Origin of the sequence: Nocardioides sp. 1609 (assembly GCF_004522105.1) — a bacterium.
Taxonomy (GTDB): domain Bacteria; phylum Actinomycetota; class Actinomycetes; order Propionibacteriales; family Nocardioidaceae; genus Nocardioides.
In genome coordinates this window covers 675,878-692,404 of sequence record NZ_SPUJ01000003.1, presented here as the reverse complement: position 1 = coordinate 692,404, position 16,527 = coordinate 675,878, and the positions used below count along the sequence as shown (strand labels likewise).

Here is a 16,527-nt window from a genome sequence, read left to right as displayed (position 1 = left end):
CGACACCGCCTGAGTACGCAGGCCCGGATCGGCCCGGAGACGTCCCGCTCCGGACCGGCCTCAGTCGAAGAGGGCGCGGATGTCGGCGGCGTCGATGCCCCGCGCCGTGGCGCCCTCGCCGTCGACGACCCGGGCGAACAGGGCGGCCTTGCGCTCCTTGAGTGCCATCACCTTCTCCTCGATGGTGTCGCCGGCGACGAGGCGGTACACCATCACCGTCCGCTCCTGGCCGATGCGGTGCGCCCGGTCGACGGCCTGGGCCTCGGCCGCGGGGTTCCACCAGGGATCGAGGACGAAGACGTAGTCGGCCTCGGTGAGGGTGAGCCCGATTCCGCCGGCCTTGAGGCTGATGAAGAACACCGGGGCGTCACCCTGCCGGAACCGGGCGATCACCGCGGCACGTTCGGTGGTCGATCCGTCGAGGTAGGTCGTCGCGACGCCCTCGGCCCCCAACCGGTCGCGCACCCGCCGGAGGTAGCCGGTGAACGAGGAGAACACCAGCGCCCGGTGCCCCTCGGCGACGAGCTCGTGGACGTGGTCGAGGAGCAGGTCGAGCTTGGCCGAGCCGAGGTCACCGTGGGCCTCGTCGACGAGCGCGGGGTCGAGCGCGAGCTGCCGCAGCTTGGTGAGGGCGGCGAGGATGGCGACCCGGTTGCCGTCGAAGTCGGCGTCGACCAGGCCCAGGATCCGCTGCCGCTCCCTGGCCAGGTGGGTGTCGTAGACCTTGCGGTGGCGCGGCGTGAGCTCGACGGTCAGCACCTGCTCCTGCTTCGGCGGCAGGTCGGCGGCCACCAGCTCCTTCGTGCGGCGCAGCACGAAGGGCTTGATCCGCTGGGTGAAGCGGCGCAGCGCGGCCTCGTCGCCGTCGTCCTCGACCGGGCGGACGACGTGCTCGAGGAACGAGCGGGGGTGCGGGTAGATGCCCGGGGCGACGATGGACAGCAGGGACCACAGCTCGAGCAGGCGGTTCTCGAACGGCGTGCCGGTGACCGCCACCCGGAACCGGGCGTCGAGGCGCCGCACCACGCCGTAGGCCTTGCTCCGGTGGTTCTTCACCTGCTGGGCCTCGTCGAGCACCAGGCCCTCCCAGGCGACGGCGGCGTAGTCGTCGCCGTCGAGGCGCAGGAGGGTGTAGCTGGTGACCACGACGTCGGCGTCGGCGGCGAGGTCGGCGATGGTCCCGGGACGGCGCGCCGCGGACGCCGTGACCGCGCGCACCCGGAGCCCCGGGGTGTGGCGCGCGGCCTCGTCGACCCAGCCGGGCACGACGCTGGTCGGCGCCACGACGAGGAACGGGCGCACGGCGGGGCCGGTGGCGCGGGCGTGGGCCACCAGGGTGAGCACCTGGAGGGTCTTCCCGAGGCCCATGTCGTCGGCGAGGATCCCGCCGAGCCCGTGCTGCCACAGGAACGCGAGCCAGTGGAAGCCGTCACGCTGGTAGCCGCGCAGCGTCGAGACGACGCCCGTGGGCTCGGGCCGCGGCAGGTCGACCAGGTCGCGGAGGGCCCGCGCGCGGCGCACCCACTCCTCGGCCTGGTCGTCGACCACGCCGAGGTCGGCGAGCTCGGCCCACGTGCCGAGGTCGTGGCGGCCCACGCTGATCCGGTCGTCGTCGTCGCGCTCGCGCAGCGTCGCGGCGTCCTGCACGAGGGCCGCGAGACGGGCGAACTCGGGCCGGTCGGTGCTGAAGAACAGGCCGCTCGGGAGGATGACCAGCTCGTCGCCGAGGGTCAGCGCGGCGAGGACGGCGGCGAGCGGCACGTGCTCGCCCTCGACGGTGATGGAGACCGCGAGGTCGAGCCAGTCGGTGGTCGCGTCGACCGCACCGTCGCTCGGCGCCGCGAGGTCGAAGCGGATCTCGGGCTCCGCGACCGCCTCCCGGACGGTGGGCGCGCCGACCTCCACCACCTCGACGTCGTCGCAGTCGCGCCAGACCGGCAGCTCGAGGAGGGTGAGGTGGAGCGCGTCGACGCCGGCGACCTCGCGGCGCCCGGTGTCGGGCGGCTGGGGGAGCGCGGCGACGAGGTCGCGCTCGGCGCGGTGGTCGCGGACGGCGTCGGGCTGGTCGAGGGCGACCTCGTGGTCGCCGTAGCGCCACGACCAGGCGAGCTCGGCCCGGTCGGCGCCGTGCCAGACGACGGTGAGCCGGAGGCGCGGACGGACCGGCTCCGGCACCACGACGCTGCCGTCGCGGGAGCCGAGCGGCACCAGTCGGCGCAGTCGCTCGACGCCGGTGGCGAGGTCGCCCCCGGCGCCGGGCGGGATCTCGACCGGGTCGCCGGTGATGGCCCGGACCGGGCCGCGGGGCAGGCGCTGCGCGAGCCGGGCCAGCGCGATCGTGCCCTCGCCGGTGTGCAGGAGCGCGGTGTGGGCGGGCTCGCCCCAGAACCGGACCCGGTCACCGTGCCAGACCCGGCCGTCGTGGTCGAGACCGACGACCAGGCGGGTCGTGCCGTCGGTGGGGCCGTCGGTCGTGCCGCCGGTGGGGCCGTCGGTGGGGCCACCGGTGGACAGGTCGGCGACCGGGGCCACGGGCTTGTCGACCAGCTCCACGACGTCGACGCCCTCGAGGAGGAGCTGGACGCCGGCCGAGCGGGCCTCGACGAGCAGCGGGACGACGTCGGGGCCGAAGTCGCCCGCGCTCGGCTCGCGCCCGGCGTACCAGTAGCCGCCGTGCCGCTCGAGCCCGCTCGCCATCGAGGCCAGGACGTCGAGGTGCGCGGCCAGGTGCTCGCGGCGCATCCGCGCCCCGGGGAGGTCGGACCATGCGATGCCAGACTTGATCCACCGGCCGCGCTTGCCCATCCGCATCGGGCGCAGCCGGAGGTCGGGTGCCTGCGAGTAGCGGTAGCGGTCGTGGCTGACCCCCCAGGTCAGCTGCAGCGCCAGCGGCGTCGGGTCGACCGCGGGCGGCGCGAGGTCGCCGAGCTCGTCGAGCAGGACGTCGAACCGGCGTCGCCAGTCGTCGCCCGCCGGCTCGTCGGACCCGGCGGCCAGCACCATCGCCAGCGCGGCGCCGTGCTTGCAGTCGAAGCGCACCGGGCAGCTGCAGATGGTCGTCAGGTCGAGGAGGCCGGGAGCGAGACGGACGGTGAGGCGCGTGAGGTAGGGCGCGCCGGCGGAGGAGTGCACCCGGGCGCTGGCGGTGAGGTGCGTCTCGGACTCGGCCACGATCGTCGGCGCCGACACCAGCCGCTCGTCGACGTAGACCTGGGCGCGGTGCAGCGTGCCCCGGTCGAAGAGTCCGTCGAGGTGCTCGTGGACGAGCTGGCGCAGGAGGTCCATGTCGTCGGCCATGCTGCCACCCGACGCCGACAGGGCCGGAGGCTCTTCCCCAGGGACGCCGCGTCCGGCGTCGCGGCGCTCAGCCGCGCTCGCCGCCCGGCACCCACAGCACGTCGCCGTTCTCGCGGTTGGCGTGGCGGGCGAGGATGAAGACCAGGTCGGAGAGCCGGTTGAGGTAGGTGATGGCGAGCCTGTTCATCGTCTCCTCGCCGTGCACCTCGTAGGCGGCCCAGGCCGAGCGCTCGGCCCGCCGGACCACCGTGCGGCAGACGTGCAGGTGGGCGGCACCGGGGGTGCCACCGCTGAGGATGAACGAGCGGAGCTTCTCCAGCGGCTCGTTGTAGTGGTCGCACCAGCCCTCGAGCCGGTCGACGTAGTCCTGGGTGATCCGCAGCGGCGGGAACTCCGGGTCGGGCACCACGGGGGTGCAGAAGTCGGCGCCGACGTCGAACAGGTCGTTCTGCACGTGGACGAGGATCCGCACCACGTCGTCCTCGAGCCCACCCTGCGCGACCGCGAGGCCGAGGTGCGCGTTGGCCTCGTCGACGTCGGCGTAGGCGTGCAGCCGCAGGTCGTTCTTCGTCGTGAGGCTCATGTCGCCCAGGCGGGTCTCGCCGCCGTCGCCGGTCCGGGTGTAGATGCGGGTGAGGTTGACCATGGGGTGAAGGTATCGGGCCGCGCCCCGCCCGATCCCGGGCGCCCGCCCGATCCCGGGTGGCGACGAAACTCGCTGGCCCGACGGTGCAACCCCTGGGAGGTTCGGAGCGTCATAGTGGTGACAGGTCGACGTGTGACGGGCGCTACACCGGGAGGACCAGCGATGGACATCGTGATCGACGGACCGGCGCTGGTGCTGACGGGCGACTTCGACGTGCGCAGCACGTGGGAGGTCCGGATCGCCGTCTACGACCACCTCGCGGCCCACGACCACGTGGTCGTCGACCTGACCGACGTCGACTCGGTCGACGTCACCGCGCTGCGGGTCCTCGCCGCCGCCTCGCGGCACGCGGTCCACGAGGGCCAGCACCTCACCCTGCGCGGGTGCAACGGCGCCGTGCGCCGGTTGCTGCACCTGACCCACCTCTACCGGCTGGTGGAGGTCGAGCGGGTCGCGGCCTCCGCCTGACCCTCCTGGCAAGGGCTGACCGTGTCGGATATGCCACTCCGGACGTAGTTACCAGCCGGTTAACAACCGCTTACCCTCGGTCCATGACCGAGACGGACAGCGCGGGACGTCGGCCGAAGGACACGCCGTGGGTGATGCGGACCTACGCCGGACACTCGACGGCGACGGCGTCCAACGCCCTCTACCGGACCAACCTCGCCAAGGGGCAGACGGGGCTCTCGGTCGCCTTCGACCTGCCGACGCAGACCGGCTACGACCCCGACTCACCCCTGGCGCGCGGCGAGGTCGGCAAGGTCGGGGTCCCCGTGCCGCACCTCGGCGAGATGCGGCGGCTCTTCGACGACATCCCGCTGACCGGGATGAACACGTCGATGACGATCAACGCGACCGCGATGTGGATGCTCGCGATGTACCAGGTGGCCGCCGAGGAGCAGAACCCCGGTCTGGAGCCGTCGGAGGTCGCCCACCAGCTCGCCGGCACCACCCAGAACGACATCATCAAGGAGTACCTGTCGCGCGGGACCTACGTCTTCCCGCCGCAGCACTCGCTGCGCCTGATCAGCGACATGATCGCCTACACGGTCCACGAGATCCCGAAGTGGAACCCGATCAACATCTGCAGCTACCACCTGCAGGAGGCCGGCGCGACGCCGACGCAGGAGATCGCCTACGCGCTGTGCACGGCGATCGCCGTCCTCGACCAGGTGAGGAGCTCCGGTCAGGTGTCCGAGGCCGACTTCGGCAGGGTCGTCGGGCGGATCTCCTTCTTCGTCAACGCCGGCGTCCGGTTCGTCGAGGAGATGTGCAAGATGCGCGCCTTCGTGCGGATGTGGGAGGAGATCACCCGCGACCGGTACGGCGTCGAGGACCCGAAGATGCGCCGGTTCCGCTACGGCGTGCAGGTCAACTCCCTCGGCCTCACCGAGGCCCAGCCGGAGAACAACGTCCAGCGGATCGTGCTCGAGATGCTCGGCGTGACGCTGTCGAAGGACGCCCGCGCCCGCGCCGTCCAGCTCCCGGCGTGGAACGAGGCCCTCGGCCTCCCGCGCCCCTGGGACCAGCAGTGGTCGCTGCGCCTCCAGCAGGTGCTCGCCTTCGAGTCCGACCTCCTCGAGCACGAGGACATCTTCGAGGGCTCCCACGTGGTCGAGGCCAAGGTCGCCGAGCTGGTCGAGGGCGCGACGGCCGAGATGGACCGGGTCCAGGCCCTCGGCGGGGCGATCGCTGCGGTCGAGTCCGGCTACATGAAGCAGGAGCTGGTCTCCGCCCACGCCGCCCGCCGGGCGCGGATCGAGAACGGCGACGAGGTGATCGTCGGCGTCAACCGCTTCGAGACCACCGAGCCGTCCCCGCTGACCGCCGACCTGGACGGCGCCATCATGGCCGCCGACCCGCTGGCCGAGCAGGCCGCGCTCGACTCGGTCGCGGCCTGGAAGGAGCAGCGTGACGAGGACGGCGTCCGCGCGGCCCTGCAGCGGCTCGCCGAGGACGCCAAGACCGACACGAACCTGATGGTGGCCACCCTCGCGGCGGCGCGCGCCGGGGCCACGACGGGGGAGTGGGCCGGGACCCTGCGCGAGGTCTTCGGCGAGTTCCGCGCCCCGACCGGCGTCGGCGGTGCCGTCGGTGTCGCGGAGGCCGGCGCCGAGCTGACCGACGTCCGGGAGCGGGTGCGGGCCACCGGCGAGGAGCTCGGCGGACGGCTGCGGCTGCTCGTGGGCAAGCCCGGCCTCGACGGGCACTCGAACGGCGCCGAGCAGGTCGCCGTCCGGGCCCGCGACGCCGGCTTCGAGGTCGTCTACCAGGGCATCCGGCTCACGCCGGAGCAGATCGTCAGCGCCGCCGTGGCCGAGGACGTGCACTGCGTCGGCCTCTCCATCCTGTCGGGCAGCCACATGGAGCTGGTGCCGTCGGTGCTCGAGGGCCTGCGCGCGGCCGGGCTGGACGACGTCCCGGTCATCGTCGGCGGGATCATCCCCGAGTCCGACGGCAGGCTGCTGATGCAGGCGGGTGTCGCCGCCGTCTACACGCCGAAGGACTTCGGCCTGACGGCGATCATGGGCGGCATCGTCGAGGTGATCCGGGCCGCCAACGACCTCGCCCCCCTCGGCCCCGACGGGGACGCCGGGCAGCCGTGAGCGGCGCCCAGGAGAGGGTAGCCTCGCCTCACCTCTGTTAGCCTGCGGACGTGGGCAAGGGCAACGTCGCGAAGCTTCCGAAGATGAAGTGCTGCGAGTCGAGGAAGAAGTGCGGGCGGTGTCCGTTGCGGATGCTCAAGGAGGGCACGCTGCCCCCGGGGTATACCGTGAAGCGTCGCCATCTGGTCCGTCTCGACGGCAAGAAGGTCACCAAGAAGAAGCTCACGAAGGCGGCCTGACAGCCTTCTCTGACCCGGAGGCTCCCGTGCCCGCACCCCGTTTCGTCGACCTGCTCAACGCCCAGATCGGCAACGAGCTGTCTGCCCACAACCAGTACCTCTCGGTCGCGGTCCACTACGACGCGCTGACCATGCCGCAGATGGCCGCCCTCTTCTACGGGCAGGCGCTCGAGGAGCGCGACCACGCGATGATGATGGTGCAGTACCTCCTCGACACCGACGCCGACGTCGTGATCCCGGGCGTCGAGGCGCCGGTGCCGACCTTCGAGGGCGTCGTGGCCCCGGTCGAGCTGGCGCTGGCCCAGGAGAAGAAGGTCACCGAGCAGATCAACCAGCTGCTGCGGGTCGCCCGCGAGGAGGGCGACTTCGCCTCCGAGCAGTTCATGCAGTGGTTCATCAAGGAGCAGGTCGAGGAGGTCGCCACCATGAGCGACCTGCTGGCCGTGGTCAACCGCAACGCCCACGACATCGACGACATCGAGGACTACGTCGCCCGCGAGCAGGGTGGCGAGGGCACGGACGCCACCGCGCCGAGGATCGCCGGCGCGTAGGCGCCAGCCCCATGAGGGTCATCGTCGTCGGAGCCGGCGTGGTCGGCCTCACCTGCGCCGTCCGGCTGCTCGAGGCGGGTCACCGCGTCGACGTCGTCGCGCGCGACCTGCCGCTCGAGACGACGTCCGCGGTCGCGGCCGGGCTCGTGCACCCGCACCGGGCCGGGCCGCCCGACCTCGTCGAGGCGTGGACGGCGCGGTCGGTCGCGGCGTACGAGACGCTGAGCCGCGTCGGCACCGGGATGCCGCACGGCGTCGTGCTGATGGAGGGCACCGACGTCGAGCACGGCGTCCGCGTCGCCCCCGTCGTCGACCTCCCGGTCTACCTGCGCTGGCTCGTGGCCCGGATCGAGTCGCTCGGCGGCACACTGACCCGGCTCAACCTGTCGACCCTCGCGCACCTGGGCGGCGCCGATCGGGCCGACCGGGCCGAGCGCGGCGACGTGCTGGTCAACTGCTCGGGCCTGGGCGCCCGGCTGCTCGGCGCCGACCCGACGGTGGTCCCGGCCGCCGGCCAGGTCGTCGTCCTCGAGCAGGTCGGTCTCGACCGCTGGTGGCTCGACGCCCGGGCGCCGACGTACGTCGTGCCCCGCGCGCGGGAGATCGTCGTCGGCGGCACCGACGACGTCGGGGAGTGGAGCCGGACGCCGTCGCCCGCGACGGCCGCCGACATCGTCGCGCGGGCCGCGCGCCTGGTGCCGGCCCTGGCCCACGCGCGGGTGCTGCGGCACAAGGTCGGGCTGCGGCCCGCACGACCCGAGGTGCGCCTCGAACGGGTGGGCGGGGTCGTGCACTGCTACGGCCACGGTGGCGCCGGGGTGACGCTCTCGTGGGGGTGCGCCGACGACGTCGTCGGGCTGGTCGGACCGGCCAGCGGCGACTGACCGCGGACGGTCAGGCGCTCACGGCGCCGGGACGTCGCTGCCGTCGGGGGCGAGGTCGGCGAAGTACCGCTCGCAGGTCTCGGTCATGTACGCGATGAACGCGTCGCCGTCCTCGACGTCGTCCTCCGGGACGGCCAGGCTGCTGCGCGCCTCGTCGTAGGCCTCGTCGCCCTTGTCGTCGAGGGCGTCGACGTAGATCTCGAACCCGGCCCGGACCTGCTCGCTCACGTCGGCGGGGGTGCCGGCCTCGGCCAGCCCGGCCGCGAACTCGCCGGCGGTGCGGTCGATGGCCGCACTGGCGGTGCAGAAGTCCTCCAGGGAGGCGTCGGTCGGCGCGTCCGCCGCGATGCCGCCGCAGGCCGAGAGGGCGAGCAGCGCCGTGGTCGCGACGCCGGTCGTCAGGGCGGAGCGCAGGCGCGAGGTCACGTCCCCGAACTTACCGGGACGACGACGGCCCGCCCCGACCGAGGTCGGGGCGGGCCGTCGGTGGCCGTGGGTGGCCTCCGGTGGATCCGGGTCGTCAGTTGCCGAACTCGGTGTCCTTCAGCTTGGTGCCGTCGTCCTCGCCCTCGCAGATCGTGCCGACGAACGCCTCCTGGTAGGGGCCGCGCTGGTCGTCCGGCAGGGCCTCGAGGCCGTCGACGAGCTCCTTGGCGTCGTCGGAGCCGTCGTCCTCGGCGGCGTCCTTCATGAAGTCGAAGAACTCGTCGGTCGACATGTCCTTGATCTCGCCACAGGTGGCGTTGTCGAGGTCGTTGCCACCGCAGGCGGTGAGCGTCGTGCCGAGGACGACGGTCATGGCGGCGAGGCCGAGGAACCTCGTCCGCTTGCGGGTGCGGGTCTGGGGGAGCGTCGATGTAGTCACGAGCGGAACATATCCTGAGGGATCACTGAGGAAACCTCCCGGCCCCGGCGGTGTGGTCAGGGCTCTCGCCGGGCCGCGACCCGGCGGGCCACCAGCACGCCGACGACCAGTCCGAGCACGGCGCCGGTGATCGGTCCCCAGTCCTCGTCGAGGGCCCGGCCGGTGAGGGTGGCGGCCACCACGAGGGCCAGGACCAGGCTCGCGACGAGGAGGTTGCGGAACAGCTCCTGGAAGTAGATCCGGCTGAAGGACGGCTCGGGGACCGCCTGCGGTGGTGGTGCGGGCGCGGGGTCTCGACTCGGCTCGCTGGCGCTCGCCGGCTCGACCAGCGGAGGGGGGTCGGCCGGCGGAGGGGGGTCGGCCGGCGGAGGGGGGTCGGCCGGCGGAGGGGGGTCGGCCGGCGGAGGGGGGTCGGCCGGCGGAGGGGGGTCGGCCGGCGGCGGGGGGTCGGCCGGCGGAGGGGGGTCGGCCGGCGGAGGGGGGTCGGCCGGCAGAGGGGGGTCGGTCAGCGCGATCGTGCGGACGACGGCGTCCGGGGTGATCGCGCCGTACACGTGCGGGAACGTCTCGCTCCCGGGCGCCGCGCCCTCGACCGGTTCCTCGACCACCGGCGAGGTGAGCAGGTCGGTGTCGAGGACGAGGAGCACGAGCGGCTCGGCGACGTCGGCGTAGAACCGGTCGCGCACGCCCTGCCACTGGTCGCCGCGGCTGGCGTGGATGAAGCCCTCCTCGGCGAGGGTGCGGCCGATCGTGGACGTCGTGTAGCGCCCGGAGACGAGGGCGGCCTCCCAGTCGGCGACGGTGGCGATGTGGAAGACCCGCACGACGGACCTAGAAGAGCCGGTGCTCGGAGTCGTCGATGCCGCGCAGGGCGTCGTAGTCGACCACGGCGCAGGCGATGCCGCGGTCGGTGGCCAGCACCCGCGCCTGCGGCTTGATCTCCTGGGCCGCGAAGATGCCGCGGACGGCGCCCCTGCGGGTCAGCGCGGGGTCGCGGTTGAGCAGCTCGAGGTAGCGGGTCAGCTGCTCGACGCCGTCGATCTCCCCGCGGCGCTTGATCTCGACGGCGACGCTGAGCCCGCCGGCGTCGCGGCACATCAGGTCGACCGGGCCGATCGCCGTGGGGAACTCGCGACGCACCAGGCTCAGGCCGTCGGCGAGCGTCGCGGGGTGCTCGGCCAGCAGCTCCTGGAGGTGCCTCTCGACGCCGTCCTTCTGCAGCCCGGGGTCGACGCCGAGGTCGTGGGTCGTCTCGTGGACGACCTCCTCGATCAGGATGCGCAGGGTGTCCTCGGGTCCCTTCGCGGTGCTGCGCGAGGTGACCGTCCACTCGACCTGGCCGTCGTCGGTGGTGCCCTCGCGCAGGGTGCACGGCGGGCTCATCCAGTTCAGCGGCTTGTAGGAGCCGCCGTCGGAGTGGACCAGCACCGAGCCGTCGGCCTTGATCATCAGCACCCGCGTCGCCATCGGCAGGTGGGCGGTGAGCCGTCCCGCGTAGTCGACCTGGCAGCGGGCAACGACGAGTCTCACGGACGACGAATCTACAGTGGCGCTCGTGGACATCTCGATCCGGCGGGCCCGACCCTCCGACCTGCGCCGGATCGCGGCGATCGAGGACGCCGGCGTCGCGCTCTTCGAGGAGCACCTCGGGGCCGCCGTGCTGGCGACCGTGCCGGCGCTGACGGCCCGCGCCGCGAGCGGGGCCGAGCGCGACGGCGTCGGCACCCTGCTGGTGGCGGCGGACGACCGGCGGCTCGTGGGGTTCGCGCACGTCGTCCCGCACGACCTGCACGCGCACCTCGAGCAGGTCTCGGTGCTGCCGTCGTACGGACGGCGGGGGATCGGCGCCCGGCTGGTGCGCGAGGCGATGGAGGAGGCCCGCTGGGCCGGTTTCGACGTGATGTCGCTGTGCACCTACCGCGACGTGCCGTGGAACGGGCCGTTCTACGCGTCACTGGGCTTCGCCGAGGTGACCGCCCTGGAGCCGTTCCAGCGCGACCTGCGGGCCCACGAGCGGGCCCTGGGGCTCGACGTCGCCGGTGTCCGTGTCGTGATGCAGGCGAGCCTGGCCCGCCCCGGCCGCTGACCCGTCACCGATCGCTGACGGGTCAGCCGCGGTGACCTAAGTTACCGACGGGTGAACATCACGTCCCGGTGCCCGCGACACCGTGTCATGATGCCGTGCCATGACGTCCATGAGTCCGGCAGCGCCCGCCGCAGGTGCTGAGTCCCGCACGTTCACGACGATCGGGGTCGTCGGTCTCGGCACGATGGGCGCCGGGATCGCCGAGGTCTTCGCCCGCCACGGGTACGCCGTGGTCGGCGTCGAGCTGAACGACGAGGCTGTCGAGCGCGGCCGCCAGCACCTCGAGCACTCGACCGGCCGCGCGGTCCGGCGCGAGAAGATGACCGGGGCCGAGCAGGCCGACCTGCTGGGCCGGATCACCTTCACGACCTCGGTGGCCGACCTCGCCGCCGCCGACCTGGTGGTCGAGGCGGTCGTGGAGTCGATGGAGGTCAAGAAGGCCATCTTCCGCGAGCTCGACGGCGTCGTCTCGCCGGACGCCGTCCTCGCGACGAACACCTCGTCGCTGTCGGTCACCGAGCTGTCGTCGGCGACGTCCGCCCCGGGCCGGGTGGTCGGTGTCCACTTCTTCAACCCCGCGCCGGTGCAGGACCTCGTCGAGGTCGTGCGGACCGTCGTCACCGAGCCCGACGTCCTCACCGACGTGCAGGCGCTGCTGACCTCGCTCGGCAAGAGCCCGGTCGTGTGCGGCGACAAGGCCGGCTTCATCGCCAACACCCTGCTGTTCGGCTACCTCAACCACGCCGCCTCGATGTACGAGGGCCGCTACGCCAGCCGCGAGGACATCGACGCCGCCATGCGCTTCGGCTGCGGCTACCCGATGGGCCCGCTGGCCCTGCTCGACCTGATCGGCCTCGACACCGCCTACGAGATCCTCGAGACGATGTACCGCCAGGGCCGGGACCGGCTGCACGCGCCGACCCCGGTCCTCAAGCAGATGGTCACCGCGGGGCTGCTCGGTCGCAAGACCGGTCGCGGCTTCTACACCTACGAGGGGCCCGACAGCCCCGTCGTCGTCCCCGACGACCGGACGCCCTCGGACGACGACGCCCCCCGGCTCAAGCACGACGTCCGGCTGGTCGGGGTCGTCGGCACCGGCACGATGGCGTCGGGGATCGTCGAGGTCTTCGCCCGGGCCGGGTACGACGTCCGCTACGTCGGGCGCAGCGCCGACAAGGTCGCGGGCGTGGTGGCCACGATCACCAGGAGCCTCGACAAGCAGGTCCAGCGCGGCCGCGCCACGGAGGAGGCGAAGGCCGAGGTGCTGGCCCGGGTGTCCGGGACCACGCGGCTTGAGGACCTCGCCGACGTCGACGTCGTCGTCGAGGCGATCGCGGAGGACCTCGCGATCAAGACGACGTTGTTCGAGGTCCTCGACGAGGTGTGCAAGCCGGGAGCGATCCTGGCGACCACGACGTCCTCGCTGCCGATCATCGCGCTCGCCTCGGTCACCAGCCGCCCGCAGGACGTCGTCGGCATGCACTTCTTCAACCCGGCCACGGTCATGAGGCTCGTCGAGGTGGTCTCCACGGTGTCCACCGACGACGACGTCACCGAGACGACCCGGGCGCTGTGCGCCCAGGTGGGCAAGGTGGCGGTGTCGTGCGGCGACCGGGCCGGCTTCATCGTCAACGCCCTGCTGTTCCCCTACCTCAACGACGCCGTCAAGATGCTGGAGGCGCACTACGCCACCGCCGACGACATCGACCTGGCGATGAAGCAGGGCTGCGCGCTGCCGATGGGCCCCTTCGAGCTGCTCGACGTCGTCGGCAACGACGTGTCGCTGGCCATCCAGCGTGAGCTCTACCAGGAGTTCCGCGAGCCGGGCTTCGCGCCGGCCCCGCTGCTCGAGCACCTCGTCACGGCCGGCTACCTGGGCCGCAAGACCAAGCGCGGCTTCCGCGACTACTCGCGGCGCTGATGGCCCACCGCCCCGGGACCACCGGACCCACCGGACCCACCGGGCCCACCGGCCTCACCGGGCTCGTCGACGCCTGGCTCGACGGCTACGCCGTGTCGCGACAGCTGCCGGTGCGCCGGCACGACGGGGTCGCGGAGATCGAGGTCGCGAGCGGTGGACGGCGCCTCGAGGTGGTGGTGACCGAGCCGGGTCCCGCGCTGCTGGACGCGACGCTGCGTCGCCTCGTCGGGACCGACGACGTCTGGGTCACCGTCCTGACCGCCGCGCCGTGGGCGCCCCAGCCGCCGGACGGCGTCCGGGTGCAGGTCGACGACGAGGTGCTGATGACGCTCGACCTGGCGTCGCTCGCGTCGTCCGGTGACACCACGCGCGCCGTCGTCGAGGAGCACGGCGACCGGGCCCGGGCGGTCATCCTCGACGGCGACGGCGACGGCGACGGCGGCGGCGGCGGCGACGGGGTGGCGGCGGTCGGCTGGGTCGCGCTGACCGGGCCGCCGGGGTCGACGACCGCGGTGGCCGACCGCGTCTGGACCGCCGAGACCCACCGCCGCCGCGGTCTGGGCCGCGACGTGATGCGGTCGCTGCAGGGATGGGCGCACACCCGCGGCGCGCGCCGCGGGGTGCTCGCGGCGTCCGTCGAGGGCCAGGCGCTGTACGCCGGGCTCGGCTGGCGGGTCGCGGCGCGGATGACCTCGTTCGCCGGGTCGGGCGACCGACCGTAGGCTCTGCCCGTGCGCCGTCTCGTCCTCGCCCTGACCCTCGCCCTGCTCTGGCTCACCGGCCTCCCGGCCCAGGCCGCCGACGTCACGCCGCTGCCGAGCGGCACCGACGTCGACTACCAGCTCGGCGGCCCGGTCGACCGGCCCGACCACGTCGGCATCGTCGTGCGCGACCGCACCGCGGCGGCCGACCCAGACCGCTACAACGTCTGCTACGTCAACGGCTTCCAGACCCAGCCCGACGCGAAGCGGTTCTGGCGCCAGCGGTGGGACCTCGTGCTGAAGCAGGACGGCCGCCCGGTCGTCGACGAGAACTGGGGCGAGTGGCTGCTGGACATCGGCACGCCCGCCCAGCGACGCCGGCTCGCCTCGATCGTGGGGCGCTGGGTCGACGGCTGCGCGCGCGACGGTTTCCAGGCCGTCGAGTTCGACAACCTGGACTCCTTCACCCGCAGCCGCGGCGAGCTGTCGCGCCGCGACGCGGTCGCCTTCGCCCGGCTGCTGGTGCGCCGCACGCACGCCGCCGGTCTCGCGGCCGGCCAGAAGAACCTCGCCGGGTGGGACGGCACCCGGATCGGCTTCGACTTCGCCGTCAGCGAGTCGTGCGCGCAGTACCGGGAGTGCGGTCGCTACGTGGAGGACTTCGGCGCGCAGGTGCTGATGGTGGAGTACCGGCGCGCCGACTTCCGACGCGCGTGCGCCGACCACGGCGCCACCCACGCGATCGTGCTGCGCGACCTGGCGCTCCGGCCGGGCTACCGGCCCCGCTACTGCTGAGGGGTCAGGAGTAGCGGTGGCTCTTCGCCGCGTGACCCTGCTCGCGGGTGCAGGTGCGCCCGCCCATGTTGCGGTGCCCGCACAGCACCTCGTCGGCGCCGGGGGCGGGGGCGGGGTCGGGGTCGGCGGCCAGGGCGGCGGCGGCCTTGGCCGCCTTCGCGGCCGTGGGTGCGACCGGGGCCTTGGCGGCCGGGGTCGTGGGGGAGGGCGTCGCCCGGGTCGCGCCGCGGGCGGCCGCCGACCGTGCGTACTTGGCCTCGCGCATCGCGCGCAGCTCGTCGGTCTTGCTCATCGTCGGATCACGGGTCCGACCCTACGGGGCGGCACCGACACTCGGGCGCGGACACTCCCGCGCCGCCCCGCGGGGTCGGCTCAGGCGCCGGCCTGCCGGGCCCGGTAGGCGGCGACGGCGTTGCGGTTGCCGCACGTCGTCGAGCAGAACCTCCGCGAGCGGTTGCGGGACAGGTCGAGCACGACGCCCTCGCACTCGTCGTCGTCGCAGACGCCGAGCCGCGACATCTCGTCGCCCCGGATCACGTCGATCATCGCCATCGCCACCTCGACCCGGAGCCGGGTCGCCCACGGGGCGTCGGGTGCGACCGCGTGCAGGTGCCAGTCGAACTCGTCGTGCCGCATCAGCTGGGGGAGCGCGTCCTCCTCGGCGAGCATCCGGTTGACCAGCTCGACGGCGTCCTCGCGGCTGGCGGTGAGGAGGGTGCGGAACTCCGGACGCAGGTCCAGGACGGCGTCGCGCTCGGCGGCGTCGCGGTCGTGGCGGCCGCTGAAGTGGTGCTCGCGGTAGAAGTCGTCCAGGTCCTCGGTCGTGGAGATGGTGACGGGGTCGAGCGCGCTGTTGGCGAGCACGACCGCGCACTGCAGCGAGAGCTCGACGTCATGAGCGAAAACCATGTTGACAGATTACCAAAGGGGTCCCTACTGTCATGAGTCATGACCACCTTGGCTAATGACGTCACCGTCCCGGCCCGCCGGGTGACCACCCCGGCCGGCTTCGTGCTGGCGCTGACGTCGGCGGTGGCGTTCGGACTCTCCGGGGCCCTCGCGCGCCCGCTCCTCGACGCCGGCTGGACCCCCGGGTCGGTGGTGCTGACCCGGATCGGGATCGGGGCGGTCGTGGTCGTGCCGTTCGGCGTGCGCGCCCTGCACGGCCAGTGGTCGCTGGTGCGCCGCAACGCCCGCCTGATCGCGCTGTACGGCGCCCTGGCGGTCGCCGGTGCGCAGTTCTGCTACTTCGCCGCGGTCCAGCACATGGAGGTCGGCCCGGCCCTGCTCATCGAGTACACCGCGCCCGCCGCTGTCGTGGTCTGGTTCTGGCTGCGTCACGGCGAGCGGCCCGGCCCGGTGACCCTCGGCGGGGCCGCGGTCTGCGCGCTCGGCCTGGTCCTCGTGCTCGACCTGTTCTCGGGCGCCGGGCTCAGCACCGTCGGCGTCCTGTGGGCGCTCGGCGCGATGGTCGGCTGCGCGACCTACTTCATCGTCAACGGCGACGACTCCACCGGCCTGCCGCCGCTCTCGCTCGCGGCCGGGGGACTGGTGGTCGGCGCCGCCGCCCTCGGCCTGCTCGGCCTGGTGGGGCTGATGCCGATGCGGGTGGAGACCGTCGACGTCGCCTACGCCGGCACGTCGGTCGCCTGGTGGGTGCCGCTGGTGCTGCTCGGGCTGGTGACCGCCGCGGTCGCCTACGTGACCGGCATCGCGGCCAGCCGGGTGCTCGGCTCGCGACTGGCGTCGTTCGTGGCGCTGAGCGAGGTCGTCGCCGGCGTCCTGTGGGCCTGGCTGCTGCTCGACCAGCTCCCGGCCCCCGTGCAGCTGCTCGGCGGCGCCCTGATCCTGCTCGGCGTCCTCGGGGTCAAGCTGGGCGAGCGGGCGATCCCGGCCGGCGACGCGACGCCGGAACCGCTCCCCACCCCGTAGCCGG

Annotated in this window: 18 protein-coding genes; 10 read left to right on the top strand and 8 right to left on the bottom strand. The window is 73.3% G+C overall.

The features are described from left to right. Nucleotides 1–60 precede the first annotated feature (60 nt). Nucleotides 61–3,297 carry a DEAD/DEAH box helicase gene (locus E4623_RS09525; RefSeq protein WP_134766255.1) on the bottom strand — a complete coding sequence of 1,079 codons (3,237 nt, stop codon included), beginning with the start codon at nt 3,295–3,297 and terminating at the stop codon, nt 61–63. Nucleotides 3,298–3,364: 67 nt separating this feature from the next. Beyond that, the gene (locus E4623_RS09520) at nt 3,365–3,943 is read right to left on the bottom strand and encodes a cob(I)yrinic acid a,c-diamide adenosyltransferase (RefSeq protein ID WP_134766254.1); all 579 of its coding nucleotides are present in this window, start codon (nt 3,941–3,943) and stop codon (nt 3,365–3,367) included. 162 nt (nt 3,944–4,105) lie between these two features. Between E4623_RS09520 and E4623_RS09515 the strand changes: the two genes are divergently transcribed. From E4623_RS09515 to E4623_RS09495, 5 genes are all read left to right on the top strand, one after another. Next, entirely contained in the window at nt 4,106–4,411 is a 306-nt protein-coding gene (locus E4623_RS09515) for an STAS domain-containing protein (protein ID WP_134766253.1), read from the top strand. An 83-nt stretch (nt 4,412–4,494) separates the two neighbouring features. After that, entirely contained in the window at nt 4,495–6,549 is a 2,055-nt protein-coding gene (locus E4623_RS09510; protein WP_134766252.1) for a protein meaA, read from the top strand. A gap of 50 nt (nt 6,550–6,599) precedes the next feature. Then, entirely contained in the window at nt 6,600–6,788 is a 189-nt protein-coding gene (locus tag E4623_RS09505; RefSeq protein WP_134766251.1) for a hypothetical protein, read from the top strand. 26 nt (nt 6,789–6,814) lie between these two features. Then, nucleotides 6,815–7,339: a ferritin gene (locus tag E4623_RS09500; RefSeq protein ID WP_134766250.1), complete on the top strand. Its 525-nt coding sequence runs from the start codon at nt 6,815–6,817 to the stop codon at nt 7,337–7,339. Between the two features lie 11 nt (nt 7,340–7,350). After that, entirely contained in the window at nt 7,351–8,223 is an 873-nt protein-coding gene (locus E4623_RS09495) for an FAD-dependent oxidoreductase (RefSeq protein ID WP_134766249.1), read from the top strand. A gap of 18 nt (nt 8,224–8,241) precedes the next feature. Here E4623_RS09495 and E4623_RS09490 read toward each other — a convergent pair whose 3' ends face one another. The 4 genes from E4623_RS09490 to nucS form a co-directional block, all read right to left on the bottom strand. Next, nucleotides 8,242–8,649 (bottom strand): hypothetical protein, encoded by a 408-nt coding sequence (locus tag E4623_RS09490; RefSeq protein WP_134766248.1) that lies wholly within the window; start codon nt 8,647–8,649, stop codon nt 8,242–8,244. A 94-nt stretch (nt 8,650–8,743) separates the two neighbouring features. Then, nucleotides 8,744–9,088, bottom strand: a complete 345-nt coding sequence (locus E4623_RS09485) for a hypothetical protein (protein ID WP_134766247.1) — start codon at nt 9,086–9,088, stop codon at nt 8,744–8,746. 56 nt (nt 9,089–9,144) lie between these two features. Further along, entirely contained in the window at nt 9,145–9,912 is a 768-nt protein-coding gene (locus E4623_RS23330) for a DUF952 domain-containing protein (RefSeq protein WP_209020581.1), read from the bottom strand. 7 nt (nt 9,913–9,919) lie between these two features. Continuing rightward, on the bottom strand, nt 9,920–10,618 hold the full coding sequence (gene nucS / locus E4623_RS09470; protein ID WP_209020580.1) for an endonuclease NucS: 699 nt from the start codon (nt 10,616–10,618) through the stop codon (nt 9,920–9,922). A gap of 25 nt (nt 10,619–10,643) precedes the next feature. On the opposite strand from nucS, the gene E4623_RS09465 reads away from it, so the two are divergent. The 4 genes from E4623_RS09465 (at nt 10,644) to E4623_RS09450 (ending at nt 14,591) form a co-directional block, all read left to right on the top strand. Next, nucleotides 10,644–11,174, top strand: coding sequence for a GNAT family N-acetyltransferase (locus E4623_RS09465; RefSeq protein WP_167736545.1), 531 nt, complete (start codon nt 10,644–10,646; stop codon nt 11,172–11,174). Between the two features lie 100 nt (nt 11,175–11,274). Beyond that, nucleotides 11,275–13,095, top strand: coding sequence for a 3-hydroxybutyryl-CoA dehydrogenase (locus tag E4623_RS09460; protein ID WP_134766244.1), 1,821 nt, complete (start codon nt 11,275–11,277; stop codon nt 13,093–13,095). After that, nucleotides 13,095–13,817: a GNAT family N-acetyltransferase gene (locus E4623_RS09455; RefSeq protein WP_134766243.1), complete on the top strand. Its 723-nt coding sequence runs from the start codon at nt 13,095–13,097 to the stop codon at nt 13,815–13,817. Before E4623_RS09460 ends, E4623_RS09455 begins: the two co-directional genes overlap by 1 nt. Before the next feature lie 9 nt (nt 13,818–13,826). Further along, entirely contained in the window at nt 13,827–14,591 is a 765-nt protein-coding gene (locus E4623_RS09450; protein ID WP_167736544.1) for an endo alpha-1,4 polygalactosaminidase, read from the top strand. Between the two features lie 4 nt (nt 14,592–14,595). Here E4623_RS09450 and E4623_RS09445 read toward each other — a convergent pair whose 3' ends face one another. Both E4623_RS09445 and E4623_RS09440 read right to left on the bottom strand, forming a co-directional pair. Beyond that, nucleotides 14,596–14,883, bottom strand: coding sequence for a hypothetical protein (locus tag E4623_RS09445; RefSeq protein ID WP_134766241.1), 288 nt, complete (start codon nt 14,881–14,883; stop codon nt 14,596–14,598). 80 nt (nt 14,884–14,963) lie between these two features. Further along, on the bottom strand, nt 14,964–15,500 hold the full coding sequence (locus E4623_RS09440) for a CGNR zinc finger domain-containing protein (RefSeq protein ID WP_134766240.1): 537 nt from the start codon (nt 15,498–15,500) through the stop codon (nt 14,964–14,966). A gap of 39 nt (nt 15,501–15,539) precedes the next feature. Here E4623_RS09440 and E4623_RS09435 point away from each other — a divergent pair, with 39 nt between their 5' ends. Then, nucleotides 15,540–16,523 carry a DMT family transporter gene (locus E4623_RS09435; RefSeq protein ID WP_134766239.1) on the top strand — a complete coding sequence of 328 codons (984 nt, stop codon included), beginning with the start codon at nt 15,540–15,542 and terminating at the stop codon, nt 16,521–16,523. The last annotated feature ends 4 nt before the right edge of the window (nt 16,524–16,527 follow it).